General features: G+C 63.9%; 14 protein-coding genes. 12 read left to right on the top strand and 2 right to left on the bottom strand.

What is annotated here, in order from left to right:
• The gene (locus AC0L2C_RS02160; RefSeq protein WP_473522593.1) at positions 1 to 1134 is read right to left on the bottom strand and encodes an aminomethyl transferase family protein; all 1134 of its coding nucleotides are present in this window, start codon (positions 1132 to 1134) and stop codon (positions 1 to 3) included.
• Between the two features lie 165 nt (positions 1135 to 1299).
• On the opposite strand from AC0L2C_RS02160, the gene AC0L2C_RS02165 reads away from it, so the two are divergent.
• The 12 genes from AC0L2C_RS02165 to AC0L2C_RS02220 all read left to right on the top strand — a co-directional run bounded on the left by AC0L2C_RS02165 (position 1300) and on the right by AC0L2C_RS02220 (position 17630).
• Entirely contained in the window at positions 1300 to 2697 is a 1398-nt protein-coding gene (locus AC0L2C_RS02165) for an ammonium transporter (RefSeq protein WP_287232500.1), read from the top strand.
• Between the two features lie 37 nt (positions 2698 to 2734).
• Complete coding sequence (locus tag AC0L2C_RS02170) at positions 2735 to 2953, top strand: hypothetical protein (RefSeq protein WP_287072904.1); 219 nt, start codon at positions 2735 to 2737, stop codon at positions 2951 to 2953.
• A 133-nt stretch (positions 2954 to 3086) separates the two neighbouring features.
• Positions 3087 to 3983 (top strand): class II glutamine amidotransferase, encoded by an 897-nt coding sequence (locus AC0L2C_RS02175; protein WP_287236893.1) that lies wholly within the window; start codon positions 3087 to 3089, stop codon positions 3981 to 3983.
• Between the two features lie 4 nt (positions 3984 to 3987).
• A complete protein-coding gene (locus tag AC0L2C_RS02180) occupies positions 3988 to 4719 on the top strand; it encodes a protein GlxC (protein WP_473522594.1) in 732 nt (243 codons plus the stop codon).
• A gap of 6 nt (positions 4720 to 4725) precedes the next feature.
• A complete protein-coding gene (locus tag AC0L2C_RS02185) occupies positions 4726 to 6054 on the top strand; it encodes an FMN-binding glutamate synthase family protein (protein ID WP_473522595.1) in 1329 nt (442 codons plus the stop codon).
• Between the two features lie 37 nt (positions 6055 to 6091).
• Complete coding sequence (glnT, locus tag AC0L2C_RS02190) at positions 6092 to 7399, top strand: type III glutamate--ammonia ligase (RefSeq protein WP_473522596.1); 1308 nt, start codon at positions 6092 to 6094, stop codon at positions 7397 to 7399.
• Between the two features lie 92 nt (positions 7400 to 7491).
• Entirely contained in the window at positions 7492 to 8745 is a 1254-nt protein-coding gene (locus tag AC0L2C_RS02195) for a sarcosine oxidase subunit beta family protein (RefSeq protein WP_473522597.1), read from the top strand.
• A 16-nt stretch (positions 8746 to 8761) separates the two neighbouring features.
• Entirely contained in the window at positions 8762 to 9037 is a 276-nt protein-coding gene (locus AC0L2C_RS02200; RefSeq protein WP_473522598.1) for a sarcosine oxidase subunit delta, read from the top strand.
• A gap of 285 nt (positions 9038 to 9322) precedes the next feature.
• Positions 9323 to 12301, top strand: a complete 2979-nt coding sequence (locus AC0L2C_RS02205; protein ID WP_287237181.1) for a sarcosine oxidase subunit alpha — start codon at positions 9323 to 9325, stop codon at positions 12299 to 12301.
• A complete protein-coding gene (locus AC0L2C_RS02210) occupies positions 12294 to 12923 on the top strand; it encodes a sarcosine oxidase subunit gamma (protein ID WP_128245534.1) in 630 nt (209 codons plus the stop codon). The genes AC0L2C_RS02205 and AC0L2C_RS02210 overlap by 8 nt, the downstream gene beginning before the upstream one ends.
• A 264-nt stretch (positions 12924 to 13187) precedes the next feature.
• Complete coding sequence (locus tag AC0L2C_RS02215) at positions 13188 to 15557, top strand: DUF1989 domain-containing protein (protein ID WP_473522610.1); 2370 nt, start codon at positions 13188 to 13190, stop codon at positions 15555 to 15557.
• Positions 15558 to 15920: 363 nt separating this feature from the next.
• Entirely contained in the window at positions 15921 to 17630 is a 1710-nt protein-coding gene (locus AC0L2C_RS02220; RefSeq protein WP_287209992.1) for an APC family permease, read from the top strand.
• Positions 17631 to 17743: 113 nt separating this feature from the next.
• Here AC0L2C_RS02220 and AC0L2C_RS02225 read toward each other — a convergent pair whose 3' ends face one another.
• Entirely contained in the window at positions 17744 to 19237 is a 1494-nt protein-coding gene (locus tag AC0L2C_RS02225) for an aldehyde dehydrogenase family protein (RefSeq protein ID WP_128245532.1), read from the bottom strand.
• Between the last annotated feature and the right edge of the window lie 152 nt (positions 19238 to 19389).

Consider the following 19389-nt stretch of genomic DNA (forward strand, 5'->3'; position numbering starts at 1 on the left):
TTAGCCCTTTGCCGTGCGCTTGGTCTTCTTCGGATCGTCGAATGGAAGCGGCTCGGCCGTTGCGCTGATGGCGCCGCTCTGGTTGCGGATCTCGAGCCTGGTGCCCTGGACGGCACAATCGACATCGAGCCGGGCAATGCCCATCGATTTCTGGACCAGCGGCGAATACATGGCGCAGGTCACCACGCCGACCCTTTTGCCGTCGCGATAGACCGGTGCGCCCTCGTCGGCCGGCTCCTTGCCTTCGAGCAGCACGCCGAAGATCTTAAAGCGTTCCTTGCCCTTGAGGCGGTAGTGCTCCTCGGCGCCGCGAAACCCTGTCTTGCCGGGGCTGACGGTAAAATCGAGGCCGAGTTCCCACAGCGTGTCGCCGGGGCCTTCGTTCTCGAACGGATATTTCTGCGAATTGTCGTAGGGGTAGAACAGGAGGTAGCTCTCGACGCGCAGCATATCGAGCGTGGTGAACCGGCACGGGATGATGCCGGCGCTCTTGCCCTCGTCGAGGATGGTGTCCCAGATCGTGCCGGCATCCTGGCCACGGCAGAAGATCTCGTAGCCGCGTTCGCCGGTGTAGCCGGTGCGTGAGATCATCACCGGAAGACCGAACAGCCGGGTCTGCATGTGATGGAAATAGGCGAGGTCGCGTAGGCCAGGCACATGCTTGGCCAGGTAGTCGACTGATATCGGTCCCTGCAGCGAAAGGTCGTGCATATTGTCGTCAAAGCGCAGCGAGACATCGCGGCCCATGGCGGCGCGCTGCAATTCCTCATGGCCGGTGCCCGAACCATGCACGACCATCCAGGCATTCGGACCGGTGCGGTAGAGAATGCAGTCGTCGGTGAACTTGCCGGCCTCGTTGAGCATGCAGGCATAAGCCGACTTGCCGGGATATATTTTCTCGACGTCGCGCGTCGTGGCGAGGTCGATCAGGTGCGAGGCATGCGGCCCGGTGATGTGGACCTTCTTGAGGCCCGACACGTCCATCAGCCCGGCCTTGGTGCGGATGGCGATGTACTCCTCGTCGGCGTCCTTGTCGTAGGTCCAGGCAGTGCCCATCCCGCTCCAGTCTTCGAGCTTCGAACCGAGCGTACGATGGCGATCCGCCAAGGTCGAAAATCTCCAGGATGCGGTCATGGACTTGCTTCTCCTCACAAGATTGCCGGCGTTCGCCGCTCAAGGGCACTGAGGCCATGCGACGGTCCGCGCCATATTGACTCAAAACTCCAAAAGCGCGCAATACTAAGATGCAAAAAGTTTTACTGAGAGGCAAGGAACGCAACTGAACGGAGGGGACATGCAATGGAAGGGAATCTCAACGCTCTAACGACCATTTTCACGGAGTTCTATTACTGGGTGACCATCGTCATGATGTTCCTGATCCATGTCGGGTTCTGCATGTACGAGGTCGGCGTGTCGCGTCGGCGCAATCATCTGAAAACGCTGATGAAAAACGCGATGGCGATTCCGCTCGTCACGATCACCTTCTATTTTTTTGGCTGGTGGATCTATTTCGGCTTCCCCAACGGGCCGGGCATCGCCGGCGGACTTGTCACGGCGCCATTTGCCGAACCATGGAATCCGCTGATGGGCACCCATCTCTCCGGTGTCAATCCGGGCGAGACGGGGGTCACCCCTACCGACGCGGCGCTGTGGCATCGCCTCAACGGCGTGTTCTGGGGCGCCTTTCTGCTGTTTTCCATCACGACGGCGTCGATCATCTCGGGCTCGATCATAGAGCGCGCGCGCTCTGGCGCGTTCTGGATCGTCGCGGTGCTGATCGGCTCGGTCCTGTGGATCCTCGACGCGTCCTGGGGCTGGCATCCGCAAGGCTGGATGGTGAAACTGTGGGGCTATCACGACGCCTATGCATCGGGCGTCGTGCACGCAATCGCCGGCGGAGCGGCGCTCGCCTTTCTCATCGTGCTTGGGCCGCGCATCGGCAAATTCAGGCCCGACGGCACGGCCCGCGACATCCCGCCCCATAATGTCTGGCTGGTCACGATCGGCCTGTTCCTGATCTTCACCGGCTTCTGGGGCTTCTATGCCGCGTGCAACATTCCGCTGATCAGCCCGGCCACGATTGCCGGCCAGATCACCGGCGAGACCTGGACGGCGACCAATATCTATCTCGCGCCGACCACGCTCTCGGCGGTCACCTTCAACTTCTTGATGTCGCTGTCGGGCGGTATGCTGGCCGGCTACATCGTCTCGAAAGGCGACCCTTTCTGGACGTTCTCTATGGGGCTTTGCGGCATCATCTCGGCGTCTGCCGGCAACGACCTCTATCACCCGATCCAGGCGATGCTGATCGGCGCGATCGTCCCGAGCATCTGTTACAAGCTGCACTATTTCGTCGAGCGCCGCTTCAAGATCGATGATGCGGTCGGCGCCGTTGCGGTGCACGGTTATGGCGGGTTCCTCGGGGTGGTGGTGGCGGGCTTCATGCTGTGGGGACAGCCGTCCTCGCCCTATGAGGGCTTCGCGCACATCAACCCGCTCGGCAATTTCGCTGGTGCGGTGCTGATGTTCGTGCTCGGCTTCGTCCCCACCTTCGTCGTCTGCAAGATCCTCAACAGCATGAACCTGCTGCGCGTACCGAAAAAGGTCGAACTCGAGGGCGTCGACTTTGCCCTCAACCATGCGTTCGAGGCGTCGGTCCGCGAACTGGGAACCGCCGAAAAGGCCATGATCAAATAGTCAACCGACAAGTAGTCAACCGACAGGGAGAACCGCAATGTCGACCAATGGAATGGAAAGCTGGGCCGTGGACCTCAAGGACGTCGGCGCGATCTACCCTTTCCAGGGCTCTGAAGTGGTGATGGTGATCGTCGGCCTCGTCTTCTGGATCGGGTGGCACGTCCTCCAGACGCGCCAGGAGAACGCTGAGATCGAGGCCGATATGGCGGCGGATCGCACCGGAGAGGAAACCAGAAAGGCGATCGACCGCCATTAGACCGGAATAAGGTCGCCTGGCGTCTCAAATCGCGCCGGGCGACTTGTCCAATATGAAAAAAACTTTCATATGAGTTGAATTCTATTTATGAAGCTGGTAGCACCGAAATCATACCTCACCGCGGGAGCCTGGCATGTGCGGAATCGTCGGATTGTTTTTGAAGGACAAGTCGCTCGAGCCCCAACTCGGCTCGATGCTTTCGGAGATGCTGATCTCGCTCAGCGATCGCGGCCCCGACAGTGCCGGCATCGCCATCTATGGCACGCCATCCGGCAACGAGGCCAAGATTACCATGCAGTCGGCAAAGCCGGAGCAGGATTTCGGCAACCTTGACGCCGAACTCGCCAAGGCGATCGGAGCGCCAGTAAGCATTGCAGTGAAATCGACGCATGCGGTGGTCAGGACCGCGCCTGCCAAGATCGACGAACTGCGCGAGGCGATCCAGGCGCTGCGCCCCGACATCCGCATCATGGGCGCCGGTGACGTCGTCGAAATCTACAAGGAAGTCGGCTTGCCCGAAACGGTGGTCGATCGCTTCGACGTGCGCAGCATGACCGGCACGCACGGCATCGGCCATACCCGCATGGCGACGGAATCGGCAGTTACGACGATGGGCGCGCATCCGTTCTCGACCGGCGCCGACCAATGCCTGGTGCATAATGGGTCGCTGTCCAATCACAACAACGTCCGCCGCGAGCTGATCCGCGAAGGCATGAAATTCGAGACCGAGAACGACACTGAAGTCGCGGCCGCCTATCTCTCCTCGCAGATGGCGCATGGCAAGAATCTCGGCGAGGCGCTGGAAGGCACGCTGAGCGACCTCGACGGCTTCTTCACCTTCGTCGTCGGCACCAAGAACGGCTTCGGCGTGGTGCGCGATCCGATCGCCTGCAAGCCTGCCGTCATGGCCGAGACCGACCAGTATGTCGCCTTCGGCTCGGAATATCGCGCGCTCACCAAACTGCCCGGCATAGATAATGCGAGGGTCTGGGAACCGGAGCCTGCAACCGTCTATTTCTGGGAGCATTGAATTCATGCCGGCAATCAACGTCTCCAAGGCACTCGACCAGAGCCATGCGTCACGGGTCGTCGACCTGGCCGAGATTCCGCTGCGCGAGCTCAACCAGGCGCTTCACGATTTGCCTCCCGGTTCCAACCAGACCGCCTGGGAAGTGCTCAATCCGAAAGGCAGCCATTCGGTGGCGGTCGGCGTCGACCAGCCGGTTACCGTCGATGTCCGCGGCAGCGTCGGCTATTATTGCGGCGGCATGAACGACGGCAGCGCCATCACGGTGCATGGCTCGGCCGGACCCGGCGTCGGCGAAAACATGATGTCGGGCTCGATAACGGTCAAAGGCGACGCCAGCCAATATGCCGGCGCCACCGGCAGGGGCGGGCTGCTGGTCATCGAGGGCAACGCGTCGTCGCGCTGCGGCATCTCGATGAAGGGCATCGACATCGTCGTCCACGGCAATATCGGCCATATGTCGGCCTTCATGGCGCAGTCCGGCAATCTGGTGGTGCTGGGCGATGCCGGCGATGCGCTCGGCGATTCCATCTACGAGGCGCGGCTGTTCGTGCGCGGCAAGGTCGGCAGCCTCGGCGCCGACTGCATCGCCAAGGAGATGCGGCCCGAGCATCTGGCATTGCTGCAGGACCTGCTCGACCGCGCCGGGGTGACCGGCGTCAAGGCGGCGGAGTTCACGCGTTACGGCTCGGCGCGCACCCTCTACAATTTCAACATCGACAACGCCGACGCGTATTGAGGCTCAATGACCTATCGCAACCCGCCGACGACGCCGCGCAAATCCGCGACCTTCGACGACTACACGCTTTCCGAGATCCGCCGCGCCGCTGCGACCGGCATCTATGATATCCGCGGCGCCGGCGCCAAGCGCAAGCTGCCGCATTTCGACGACCTGCTTGTCCTCGGCGCCTCGATCTCGCGCTATCCGCTCGAAGGCTATCGCGAGCGCTGCGACACCAGCGTCGTGCTGGGCTCGCGCCATGCGAAAAAGCCGATCGAGCTGAAAATCCCGATCACCATCGCCGGCATGAGTTTTGGCTCGCTGTCCGGCCCGGCGAAGGAAGCGCTCGGCCGCGGCGCGACGCTGTCCGGCACCTCGACGACCACCGGCGACGGCGGCATGACCGAGGAAGAGCGCGGCCATTCCAAGACGCTGGTCTACCAACACCTGCCGTCGCGCTACGGCATGAACCCGCGCGACTTGCGCCGGGCGGATGCGATCGAGATCGTCGTCGGCCAGGGCGCCAAGCCCGGCGGCGGCGGCATGCTGCTTGGCCAGAAGATCTCCGACCGCGTCGCCGAAATGCGCACCCTGCCCAAGGGTATCGACCAGCGCTCAGCCTCACGCCATCCCGACTGGACCGGACCCGACGATCTCGAAATCAAGATCCTGGAACTGCGTGAAATCACCGACTGGGAAAAGCCGATCTACGTCAAGGTCGGCGGCGCGCGGCCCTACTACGACACTGCCCTTGCGGTGAAATCAGGCGCCGATGTCGTCGTGATCGACGGCATGCAGGGCGGCACCGCCGCAACCCAGGAAGTGTTCATCGAGAATGTCGGCCAGCCGACGCTTGCCTGCATCAGGCCGGCGGTGCAGGCACTGCAGGATCTCGGCATGCACCGCAAGGTGCAGCTGATCATCTCCGGCGGCATCCGCAACGGCGCCGATGTCGCCAAGGCGCTGGCGCTCGGCGTCGACGCGGTGTCGATCGGCACCGCCGCACTTGTCGCGCTCGGCGACAACGATCCGCGCTGGGAGGCGGAGTACAACGAGCTCGGCACCACCGCCGGCGCCTATGACGACTGGCACGAGGGCCGCGATCCGGCCGGCATCACCACGCAGGACCCCGAGCTGATGAAACGGCTCGATCCGATAGCGGCCGGGCGACGGCTGGCCAATTATCTCAAGGTGATGACGCTGGAGGCGCAGACGATCGCCCGCGCCTGCGGCAAGAACAGCCTGCACAATCTCGAGCCCGAGGATCTCGTCGCGCTGACGATCGAAGCCGCCGCCATGGCCGGTGTGCCGCTGGCCGGCACCAACTGGATACCGGGGAAGAACGGCTTCTGATACCAAACTACCAAATACCAATAAGCGAGGAACTATAATGGGGAACGATCTCGCCGCCTTCGCCAAAGGGAACGGCGTCAAATATTTCATGATTTCCTACACCGACCTGTTCGGTGGACAGCGGGCCAAACTGGTGCCGGCGCAGGCCATCGCCGACATGCAGAAGGACGGCGCCGGCTTTGCCGGCTTTGCCACCTGGCTCGACCTGACGCCGGCGCATCCAGACATGCTGGCGGTGCCGGATCCGGATTCGGTCATCCAGCTGCCGTGGAAGCCGGAAGTCGCCTGGATTGCCGCCAATTGCATGATGGACGAAAAAACGGTCGCCCAGGCGCCGCGCAACACGCTGAAGCGGCTGATTGACGAGGCGGCGGGCGACGGCATGCATGTCAAGACCGGCGTCGAGGCCGAATTCTTCCTGATCTCGCCGGACGGCAAGACGATTTCCGACGAATACGACACGGCGTCAAAGCCCTGCTACGACCAGCAGGCGGTGATGCGGCGCTATGATGTCATCGCCGAGATCTGCGACCACATGCTGGCGCTCGGCTGGGGCGCCTACCAGAACGACCATGAGGACGCCAACGGCCAGTTCGAGATGAACTGGGCCTTCGACGATGCGCTGGCGACTGCCGACAAGCATTCCTTCTTCAAGTTCATGGTGAGGTCCGTTGCGGAAAAGCACGGCCTGCGCGCCACCTTCATGCCAAAACCATTCCCGGGCCTGACCGGCAATGGCTGCCACGCCCATATCTCGGTGTGGGACAAGGACGGCAAGACCAATGTCTTTGCCGACAACGCCATGGAGCTCGGCCTGTCGGCGAAGGGCAGGAATTTTCTCGGCGGCATCATGAAGCATGCCTCGGCACTTGCCGCGATCACCAACCCGACGGTCAATTCCTACAAGCGCATCAATGCGCCGCGCACCATTTCGGGCGCCACCTGGGCGCCGAACTCGGTGACCTGGACCGGCAACAACCGCACCCATATGGTGCGCGTGCCCGGCCCCGGACGCTTCGAGCTGCGCCTGCCCGACGGCGCGGCAAACCCTTATCTGCTGCAGGCGGTCATCATCGCCGCCGGCCTCGACGGCATCCGCTCGAAGGCCGATCCCGGCAAGCGCTACGACATCGACATGTACCAGTTCGGGCATACGGTGGAGGGCGCGCCGAAGCTGCCGCTCAACCTGCTCGATGCGTTGCGCGAGTTCGACAACGACAAATCGCTCAAGACAGCGCTGGGTGAGGAATTCTCGTCGGCTTATCTAAAGCTGAAGCATCAGGAATGGAATTCCTATGCTTCCCACTTCACCCAGTGGGAGCGCGACCACACGCTGGATATCTAGAGCATCGGACCGAAAAGTGTGAAGCGGTTTTCGGACGATTCCGATGCGTCAAGAATGGTCCTGCGCGGCGCGAGCGACCTCGGAATAGAGCCATGAAATACTCGATCTTCTCCCTCGCCCGTGCGGCATTTTCCGGTCACAAGAATTGGCAGCGCACCTGGCGCGACGCCAGCCCGAAGGACCGCTACGACGTGGTGATCATCGGCGGCGGCGGCCACGGCCTGGCGACGGCATGGTTCCTCGCCAGCGAATACGGCATCAGGAATGTCGCCGTGCTCGAAAAGGGCTGGATCGGCTCCGGCAATGCCGGCCGCAACACCACCATCATCCGTTCCAATTACGGGCTGCCCGGCAATACCGGCTTCTACGAGCTGTCGATGAAGCTCTGGGAGCGGATGGAGCAGGACCTCAACTACAACACGATGGTCAGCCAGCGCGGCGTCATCAACCTTTACCATTCCGATGCGCAGCGCGACGCCTATGCGCGGCGCGGCAACACGATGCGCATCAACGGCATCGATGCCGAACTGCTCGACCTTGCCGCGGTCAAGAAGATGATGCCGTTCCTGAACTTCGACAATGCCCGCTTTCCCGTGCAAGGCGGCCTGCTGCAGCGGCGCGGCGGCACAGCACGCCACGACGCCGTGGTCTGGGGCTACGCCCATGCGGCGAGCGCGCTCGGCGTCGACATCATCCAGAACTGCGAGGTGACCGGCTTTGGGCGCGACGCCAACGGCAAGGTAACCGGCGTCGAGACATCGCGCGGCACAATCGGCGCCGGCAAGGTCGGCATGGCCGTCGCCGGCAGTTCGTCGCGCGTCGCGGCGATGGCTGGCCTGCGGCTGCCGATGGAGAGCCATGTGCTGCAGGCCTTCGTTTCCGAGGCGATCAAGCCGCTGATCCCCAATGTCATGACCTTCGGCGCCGGCCATTTCTATGTCAGCCAGTCGGACAAGGGCGGGCTGGTCTTCGGCGGCGATATAGACGGCTACAATTCCTATGCCCAGCGCGGCAACATGCCTGTGATGGAAGACGTCTGCGAGGGCGGCATGGCGCTGATGCCGATGATCGGTCGCGTGCGCCTGTTGCGCCAATGGGGCGGCATCATGGACATGTCGATGGACGGCTCGCCGATCATCGACAAGACGCCGGTGGACGGGCTCTATCTCAATGCCGGCTGGTGCTATGGCGGCTTCAAGGCGACGCCCGGCTCCGGCCTTGTCTTTGCCCATCTTCTGGCCCGCGACGAACTGCACAAGGAGGCGGGGCGCTTCCGCCTCGACCGGTTCCGGCGGGGCGCGATGATCGATGAAAAGGGCGTCGGCGCCCAACCGAACCTGCACTGAGGACGGTCCGAAAAGCATGCGTATTGTCTGTCCCTTCTGCGGCGAACGCGAACTCGGCGAGTTCACCTGTCTCGGCGACGCCAAGCCGCTGCGGCCGGCTGCCGGCGCCTCGGAAGACGAGGTCTTCGACTATGTCTATTTACGCGACAACATTGCCGGCGAGACCAGCGAACATTGGTACCATGGCGGCGGCTGCCGGGCCTGGCTGGAGATCACCCGCAACACGCTGACGCACGAGATCTCCTCGGTCGAGCCGGCGGCGGGCGTGGGTGCAAGGCAGGTGGCAAAATGAGTATTCTTAGCCAGCTCAGCGCTGCCGCGAAGAACGCGAGGCCCCTACCTCCCCCTTGTGGGGAGGTCGGACCGCAGGTCCGGGTGGGGGTCGGCGCCGCGGGGGGGGGCCCCCGGCGGGGGGGGGGGCGCCCCGCCCCCCCCGCCGGGGGGGGGGGGGGCCCCCCCGCGGGGGGGGGGGGCCCCCCGGCGCCGCACCCCCACCCCGCTGCTTCGCAGCGACCCTCCCCACAAGGGGGAGGGTTAGGGGCAGCGCGACGCTCCTGCATGAAGGCCGGCAACCGTGATCACCAGCCAGCCCCATCGTCTCACATCGGGCGGTCTCATCGACCGCTCGGCGCCGCTGAACTTTCGCTTCGACAGCAAAACCTTTGCCGGCTTCCAGGGCGACACGCTTGCCTCGGCGCTGATCGCCAATGGCGTCAAGCTGGTCGGCCGCTCGTTCAAATACCACCGGCCGCGCGGCATCCTGACCGCGGGCTCGGAAGAACCCAACGCACTGGTCGAGCTGCGCACCGGAGCCCGGCGCGAGCCCAACACCAAGGCGACCACCGTCGAACTTTATGACGGTCTGGAAGCCGCCAGCCAGAACCGCTGGCCGTCGCTGCGCCACGATCTGATGGCGGTCAACCAGTTGTTCTCACCGATCTTCGTCGCCGGCTTCTACTACAAGACCTTCATGTGGCCGGCAAAATTCTGGGAAGCGGTCTACGAGCCGGCGATCCGCCGCGCCGCGGGTCTCGGCCGCGCCGCGGGCGTTGCCGATCCTGATCATTACGACAAGACGTGGGCGCATTGCGACGTGCTGATCGCCGGTTCCGGCCCAGCCGGGCTGGCGGCAGCACTTGCCGCCGGCCGATCTGGTGCCCGCGTCATCCTGTGCGAGGAAGATTTTGCGCTTGGCGGCCGCCTGCTTGCCGACGGCGGCACGATCGACGGGGTGCCCGCAGCCGAATGGATTTCGCGCACGCTGGCCGAGCTCGCCTCGCTGCCGGACGTCCGCATCATGACCCGCACGACGCTGTTCGGCGTCTATGATGGCGGCACCTATGGCGCGATCGAGCGGGTCAACGACCACCTGCCCTCCCCGCCAGAGCATCAGGTGCGCCAGCGGCTGTGGCGGATTGTGGCAAAGCGCTCGATTGTTGCCGCCGGCGCCATCGAACGGCCGATCGTTTTTGCCGGCAACGACACGCCCGGCGTGATGATGGCTTCGGCGATGCGGACCTATATCGCGCGCTATGCGGCAACCCCGGCGAAGAGGATTGCGCTGTTCACCAACAATGAGGATGGCTGGCGCACGGTCGAGGCGGCACTCGACGCCGGATTGCAGATCGCTGCCGTTGTCGATGCGCGTCCGGACGTATCGGCCGCGCATCGCGCGCTTGCCGCCAAGGCCGGCTTTGCCGTTTTGAACGGTTTCGTCAGCGGAGTGGACGGCGGCAAGGACGGTGTCAGGAAAATCTCGGTGGCGCTCGCCGGCGGCGCACGCGCCGAGGTCGAAGCCGACGGGCTTGCCGTTTCCGGCGGCTGGAACCCGGCGGTCGGGCTGACTTCCTACCATCGCGGCCGGCCGAAATGGCAGGACGACATATCCGCCTTCGTGCCGGACGGCGCGCCTCCCGGCATGGTGGCCGCCGGTGCCGCCAACGGCGCTTTTGGGCTCGGCGCCTGCCTGCGCCAGGGATTCGCCGCCGGTGCGGCGGCAGCGCAGAGTGCCGGACACAGCGGCAATGCCGGCGCTCCGCCAGTCGCCGAAGACGAAGCTTTTTCGCTGACCCCGCTCTGGCATGTTGCCGGCAAAGGCAAAGCCTTTGTCGACTACCAGCATGACGTCACCGCTGCGGACATCGAACTGGCGCAGCGCGAAGGCTTTGAGTCGGTCGAGCACCTCAAGCGCTATACGACGCTCGGCATGGCGACCGACCAGGGCAAGACCTCGAATGTCGCCGGCCTCGCGATCATGGCGGCGCTGTCAGGAAAATCCCTTCCCGAGACCGGCACGACGATCTACCGTCCGCCCTATGTGCCGGTCGCCATCGGCGCGTTTGCCGGCCATCATCGCGACGAAAACTTCCATGCGACAAGGCTGACGCCGTCGCATCACTGGGCAGCCGAACAGGGCGCGGTGTTCGTCGACACCGGCTTGTGGAAGCGCGCGCAATGGTATCCGCGCGCCGGCGAGAAGGACTGGCTGGAAACGGTCACCCGCGAGGTCAAGGCGGTGCGCGGCGGTGTCGGTTTTTGCGACGTCTCGACGCTCGGCAAAATCGACGTGCACGGACCGGATGCCGGCGCCTTCCTCGACCGCGTCTACATCAACACTTTCTCCAACCTTGCTGTGGGAAAAGCCCGCTACGGGCTGATGCTGCGCGAGGACGGCATGGTCTACGACGACGGCACCACGTCGCGGTTGGCCGAGGACCACTATTTCCTGACCACCACGACCGCCAAGGCCGGGCCGGTGATGCAGCATCTCGAATTCTGCCGGCAGGTGCTGTTTCCTCAATTCGACGTGCAACTTACGTCAGTCTCCGACCAGTGGGCGCAATTCTCGATCGCCGGGCCGAGCGCACGGGAGTTGCTGAAACAGATCGTTGATGATTCAGAGGACCTTTCGAACGAGGGCTTTCCATTCATGGGCGCGCGGGAGGTATGCCTTCGCGGCGGCATCGGGGCGCGGCTGTTCCGCATTTCGTTCTCCGGCGAGATGGCGTTCGAGATCTCCGTTCCGACCCGCTACGGCGACGCGCTGGTGCGCAACCTGATGATAGCCGGCAAACAATTCGGCGCCACACCCTATGGCACCGAGGCGCTTGGCGTCATGCGCATTGAAAAGGGCCATGTCGCCGGGCCCGAGCTGAACGGCACGACGACCGCGGCCGATCTCGGCTTGGGCAAGATGATGTCGACCAAAAAGGATTTTATCGGCCGCGTCATGGCCGGACGCGAGGCGCTGGTCGCACCGGACCGGCAGGTCGTGGTCGGCATCAAGCCGACGGACAGAGCGCGCCGCCTGCGCTCCGGCGCGCATATCATTCCGAAGGCCGAGGTACCGGGTTCCGCCAACGACCAGGGCTATGTCACCTCGGTCTGTTTCTCGCCGACGCTTGACCAGTGGATCGGGCTGGCGCTTGTCGAGCGCGGCCGCGAGCGCATCGGCGAGATCGTCCATGCGCATGACCCGCTGCGCGGTGAAGACTATGATGTCGAGCTGTGCAATCCCGTCTTCTACGATCCGGATGGAGGGCGCCAGCGTGGCTGAGTTTTCGTGGCTTTCTCGCAGTCCGCTGGAGCACGCACTTGTCGTGGGCGCCCATGGCGCGCGCGACGTCGCGTCGGGCATTTCCCTCAGTGAAGTTCGCAATTTCGACCTGATCCAGGTGATGGCGCGGCGCGGCAAAGGGGCGGAACTGGCAAACGCCGCCAAAGCCCGCTTCGGCATGGCGGCTCCGGACGCGCCCAAGGCGATGCAAGCTGCGGACGCTGCGCTCATCTGGTCGGGACCGGACCAGTTCCTCGTCCTGTCCAAAGGCGGCAAGCACGTGATGGACATTTTGAGACAGGCGTTCTCGCAATCCGCCTCGCTGTCGGACCAATCGCATGCGCGCGCCCTGATCAGCGTCTCGGGAGCCAAGGCGCGCGCCATGCTGGCGAAATTGTCATCGATCGATCTGCACCCGACGGCGTTTCCGATCGACGCCGCTGCCACCACATCGATCGACCACACCGGCGTCAATCTCTGGCGTGGCAATGATCGGCCGGACGGGCAGCCGGTGTTCAATCTTCTGGTGTTTGCAAGTTTCGCCGAAAGCCTGTGGCACACGATGCTCGACGCAGCCGCCGAGTATGGCGTCGACATCGGGTATTCCGAGGAGTTGGGGTAGCGGTTGCCTCTTCCCTTCTCCCCTTGTGGGAGAAGGTGGATTGGCGCGCAGCGCCAAGACGGTTGAGGGGTGTTGGACGGAGTGCGGCCGATGCCAAGCTGGAGCACCCCTCATCCGACCGAGCTTCGCTCGGCCACCTTCTCCCACAAGGAGAGAAGGGGGAGCCCCACCACCTTCGCCTTGCCAAACCGACACGCACTGCTATTCTTGCTGATAAAATAATTTTACGGACAGGCAAACTTGTTTCTTGAGACCCGGGTCGAGATGAGCCAGTCGCCCTACCCCGCCGTCGCTGCCGGACCGCCTCGGCCGAGCCTGATCCTGCGGCCCGGCGAGATCGCGCTGCCCGCCGGCATGGAGCGCTATTCCGTTCAAGGCAATGGCGCGGTGCTCATCGATGTCGAGGCCGGCGATACCATCATCGTACGCAACGTCGAAGGCGGCCAAGCCTGCGAGCTCTTGGCATGGGACAAGAGCGGCGTGACTGATGCCGGCATTTTCGGCGAGAAATCGAACAGCAATGCCGCCGGCATCAAGGCGTTGCTGGCCAATGGCGACGACAGCCTCGCGTCCTTGCGCCGGGGGCTCGAGCGACGCCAGGTGCAGCTCGATCAGCCAAAGGCGGCTCGCATCTTCGGCGGCGCCACCCCTGCCGGCACCGAACAGGGTTTTGCCGTCGCGCGCGACGCCTCGATGCTGATCGCCGCCCCGGGCGGGCCGATGCCGGTCGACGGCCACGACACTGCAACGCCGCTCGGCGTCATCGTGCGCCGTGCCACGATCCGTCCGGCGGCGAAGTCCAGGCTTGGCGACCCGCTGGCCGACCCGGTGCTCGATTTGCGCGTCCATTCGGCGACCGCGGAAGCCTACTTCGTCAGGGCGGGTGACTATCTGCAGATCATCGATGTCGACGGGCGGCAATGCACCGACTTCCAGTGCTTTTCGGCGCGCAAGCTCGACAAGGGACGCGACCATCCGCTCGACGTGACGACGACCCGCACGCTGATGGGTTCGAGCTATCCGGTGCCAGGCCTGCATTCGAAATATTACGACCAGGACATGGAGCCGCTGGTCGAGGTGGTGCAGGACACCTGCGGCCGGCACGATGCATTCGCGCTCGCTTGCGCCGCCAAATATTACGACGACATCGGCTATCCCGGTCATCCCAACTGCTCGGAGAATTTCAACCGAGCGCTCGCCGATCAGGGTGTAACTCCTCGCGCCGGCTGGATGGCGATCAATTTCTTCTTCAATACGGCGATCGACGCGCATGGCGTCATGGTGTCGGACGAGCCATGGTCGCGGCCGGGCGACTATGTGCTGCTGCGGGCGCTTACCGACATCGTTTGCGTGTCGTCCGCCTGTCCCGACGACACGACGCCGGCCAATGGCTGGAACCTGACCGACATCCATGTGCGGACCTATTCCGGCCAGCACAAATTCTCGCGAGCGATCACCAGACGCATGACGCCCGATTCGGAACCGAAAATGACCCGCGAGACATCATTTCATTCGAGCTTTGCCAAGCACACCCGCAACTTCGTCGAGTACAGGGGGTATTGGCTGGCTAATTCCTTCGCCAGACAAGGCCCCATCGACGAGTACTGGGCCTGCCGGCAGACCGCCGTGATCATGGACCTGTCGCCGCTGCGCAAGTTCGAGGTCACCGGCCCGGATTCCGAAGCGCTGCTGCAATACACGCTGACCCGCGACGTGAAAAAACTCGGGGTCGGCCAGGTGGTCTATTCCGCCATGTGCTACGAGCATGGCGGCATGATCGACGACGGCACGCTGCTCAGACTCGGCAAGGATAATTTCCGCTGGGTCGGCGGCGACGATCTGTCCGGCGAATGGCTGCGCGACACGGCGACGAGCCTCGGCCTCAACGTGCTGGTGCGCTCGTCGACCGACCAGATGCACAATGTCGCCGTGCAGGGACCGAAGAGCCGCGACATCCTGAAGGAGATCATCTGGACCTCGCCGCTGCAGCCGTCGATCGAGGAGCTCGAATGGTTCCGTTTCGCCGTCGCCCGCATCGGCGGCGGCAACGGCATTCCAATCGTCGTCTCGCGCACCGGCTACACCGGCGAACTCGGCTACGAGATCTGGTGCCACCCGCGCGACGCCGAAAAGGTGTTCGACGCCATCTGGGCGGCCGGCCAGCCGCACGGCTTGAAGCCGATGGGGCTGCAGGCGCTCGACATGGTGCGCATCGAGGCCGGGCTGATCTTTGCCGGCTATGAATTTTCCGACCAGACCGATCCGTTCGAGGCCGGCATCGGCTTCACCGTGCCGCTGAAGAGCAAGACCGACGATTTCATCGGCCGCGAGGCGCTGATCCGGCGCAGGGAAAACCCGCAGAGGAAACTGGTCGGCCTCGACATCGACGCCAATGTCGCGGTCGGCCATGGCGATTGCGTCCATGTCGGCCGCGCCCAGATCGGCGAGGTCACTTCCGCCATGCGCTCACCGCTGCTCAACAAGAACATCGCGCTGGCCAGGCTTGACGTCACCCATTCCGCCATTGGTACCGAGGTCGAGATCGGCAAGCTCGACGGCCACAGCAAGCGGCTGCCGGCGCGCGTCGTCGCCTTCGCGCACTACGACCCGCAAAAGGCCAGACCGCGCTCCTGACGGCAGCATCCCTTGCCTTCTCCCCCCTGTGGAAGAGGGTGGAGCGGCGCGCAGCGCCGAGACGGAAGAGTGGTGTTGGACGGAATGCTGTCGGTGCCAAGCTGGATCACCCCTCATCCGACCTCGCTTCACGAGGCCACCTTCTCCCACAAGGGGAGAAGGCAAGAGCGTGTCCCACATCTGCGATGTGCACAGCTTCACAAAAACGCTTGACGTGAAAGCGTGACGCGTCGATCTTCACTCCCAAGAAAAAAATACTACTGAGCGGAAAACGCCTGAGGTCGTTCAACGCGTGCGTCGATGACGCATCGCGAAATGTCGACTGTCGCCGATGGGGAACATCAAAATGGGGAATTCACGCAAATGAGCACGATAGTCTCTGCCCTGGTGCCGGCTGCCGAAGGAAAGCTGCACCGGAACATCGATTGGCGCGGTGCCTTCTGGGTGGCAAGCGGCGTTCCCGCCCTTGTGCTGTTTTCGATCGGCGGCATTGCCGGCACGACCGGGAAGCTGGCCTTCCTGATCTGGACCGTGTCCATGATCATGGGCTTCCTGCAATCCTTCACCTATGCGGAAATCGCTGGCCTGTTCCCGAACAAGTCCGGCGGCGCCTCGATCTATGGCGCCACCGCCTGGCTGCGTTATTCCAAGTTCATCGCGCCGCTTTCAGTGTGGTGCAACTGGTTCGCCTGGTCGCCGGTGCTGTCACTCGGCTGCTCTATCGCCGCCGCCTATATCCTCAACGCGCTGGCGCCGGTGCCGCTGTTTACCGACACCTCGCCGGAAGTCCTTGCCTATATCGCGGCTAATGCCGGAACGAGTGCCGCCGACGCCATCACGGCGGTGAGCGCGGCCGCGACGCCGGCGATCCGCAACTGGACGCTCTACAGTCACACGTTGGGGCCGGTCTCTTTCACCTTCAACGCCACCTTCTTCATCGGCGCGGTGCTGATGCTGATCATCTTCTCGATCCAGCATCGCGGCATCCTGGGCACGGCCAACGTGCAGAAATATATCGGCCTGTTCGTGATCATCCCGATGCTGATCGTCGGCGTCGTGCCGATCGTCACCGGCCAGATCGACTGGGCGAATTTTTCGCCACTGGTGCCGCTGGCGGCCGCCTACGCGCCGGAGCCCGGGGCGTGGAACATCGCCGGCTGGACGCTCGTTCTCGGCGGCATGTTCATCGCCGCCTGGTCGACCTACGGTTTCGAGACAGCCGTCTGTTACACGTCCGAGTTCAAGAATCCCGGCACCGACACCTTCAAGGCGATCTTCTATTCCGGCCTGCTGTGCATGCTGCTGTTCATCCTGGTGCCGTTCACCTTCCAGGGCGTGCTCGGCTTGAACGGCATGCTGGCCACCCCGATCGTCGACGGCTCCGGTGTTGCCGATGCCTTGGCCGGCATGGTCGGCGGCGGACAGCTCATCCATAGCCTGCTGGTGATGCTGATGATCCTGGCACTGGTGCTGTGCATCATGACGGCGATGGCGGGGTCCTCGCGCACGCTTTACCAAGGCTCCGTCGATGGCTGGCTGCCCCGCTATCTCAGCCATGTCAACGAGCACGGCGCCCCAACGCGGGCGATGTGGACCGACCTGATCTTCAACCTGGCCGTGCTGGCGATCGCCTCGGCCGACGCGACGAGTTTCTTCTTCATCCTCGCCGTGTCGAATTGCGGCTACATCATCTTCAACTTCCTCAACCTCAACGCCGGCTGGATCCACCGCATCGACAATGGCCATATCGCGCGGCCATGGCGCGCGCCGAGCTGGCTGCTCGGCCTCGGCGCCATCTTTGCCTATGTCAACATGATCTTCATGGGCGCCGGGGCAAAGGTCTGGAACCCGATGGCGCTGTGGGCAGGACTGATCACGGCTGCCCTCATCATCCCGGTGTTCTGCTTCAGGCATTACATCCAGGACAAGGGAAAGTTCCCCGACCATATGCTGGCTGACCTTGGCATGACGTCGTCGGATCTCGCGGTCAGAAAAGCGGGAATCCTGCCCTACCTGACGCTGATTGCCGGCGTCGTGGTGATGCTGCTCGCCAACTGGCTGTTCGTCATCTGACCCCGCCTGACGGGATCAAGCGCGCGATGCGCGCTTGATCCCCGCATGTTCGTGCCGATGATTACCCGCCGCCGAGGCGGGCTTTTCGTTTCAGGGCCTATTCGGCGGATCGCTCAATCGATCTTGATGAACACGCCCTTGGTGTTGAGATACTCGTCGAGGTGCTCGGCACCGCCCTCGCGGCCGTAGCCGCTCATCTTGTAGCCGCCGAAGGGCACGGCCGGATCGATGGCGTGATAGGTGTTCACCCAGACTGAGCCGGCGCGGATTTTTCGCGACAGCTGGTGGGCGGTGGCGACGTTGCGGGTGAAGACCCCGGCAGCAAGACCGTAAGGCGTGTTGTTGGCCCGCTCGACCGCCTCATCGAGCGTATCGAACGGCAGCGCCGAAATCACCGGCCCGAAGATCTCCTCGCGCGCGATCCTCATGTCGTCCGAAACATCGGCAAAGACGGTCGGCGCGACGAAATTGCCGGCGGCCAGCGCGCCCTCCATGAGGCGTTGACCGCCGGTGACGAGGGTCGCCCCCTCCGCCGTGCCGGCCTCAAGATACGAGGCGACCCGTTGCAGCTGCTTTTCGGAGACGAGTGGGCCGATCTCGGTCGCCGGATCGATGCCGTCGCCGATCCTGAGACCCTTGGCATAGGTCGCCAGCCGCTCGACGAATTCATCATGGATGGAGCGTTCGACGAACAGGCGCGAGCCGGCGATGCAGATCTGGCCGGAATTGGCGAACACCGACATCGCCGCCACCGGCACCGCCTTGTCGAGATCGGCGTCGGCGCAGACGATGACCGGCGACTTGCCGCCAAGCTCCAGCGAGACGCGCTTGAGGTTGCCGGCAGACGCCCGGACAATCGACTGGCCGGTTGCCGTCGAGCCGGTGAAGACGATCTTGTCGACGCCCATATGGTCGGCAAGGGCGGCGCCTGCCTCGGCGCCGGTGCCGGTCACGATGTTGACGACGGCTGGCGGAACGCCGGCCTCGTTCATGATGTCGGCGATCAGAAGCGGCGTCAGCGGCGCCTCTTCCGATGGTTTCAGCACCACCGTGCAGCCGGTCGCCAGCGCCGGTCCGATCTTCCAGATCGAAGCCGCCGTCGGTGCGTTCCACGGGATGATGGCGCCGACGACGCCGACCGGCTCCTTTCGCGTGAAGGAGACGATTTCGCCCGGCAGCGAGTTCTCGATCGTCTCGCCGTGCAGGGACGTCGCCATGCCGGCGTAATAGCGCAGCATGCCGATGACGCGGTTGCGGTTGGCCAGGGTGCGCACGATCGGCATGCCCATGTCGGTGGTGTCCGAGCGGCTGATCTCCTCCCAGTGCTTTTCGACGAGATCGGCGATCCTGAGCAGCAGCACCTGCCGCTCATAGGGCTTGCACCGGCTCCACGGCCCGTCGAAGGCCCTGCGCGCTGCGGCCACCGCCAGCTCAACATCCTGGCGGTCGCCGCGCGGCACCGTGGCAATGACCGCGCCGGTGGCCGGATTGCGGGTCTCCATGGTCCTGCCCGAGCGGGCGTCGACCCAGGCCCCATCGACGAACATTTTGCGGTGGCGTCCGTCGATCGGCCGGCGCAGCGCCACCGGTGCCTGAGCTATGGTCATGACGTCCTCCTCCGGCGCGCGGTAGCCTCACTTGAGATTAATTATCGATCTCGGCGCCGCCCCTCATCGCCCTGCCGGTGTCCAGTTGAAAGATGGGTAACACTTTGAACCGGATACATGGGTTACAGTTTTCCCCCTGTCGTGGGGGGGGG

The sequence above is a fragment of the Mesorhizobium sp. WSM4845 genome (genome assembly GCF_055811455.1).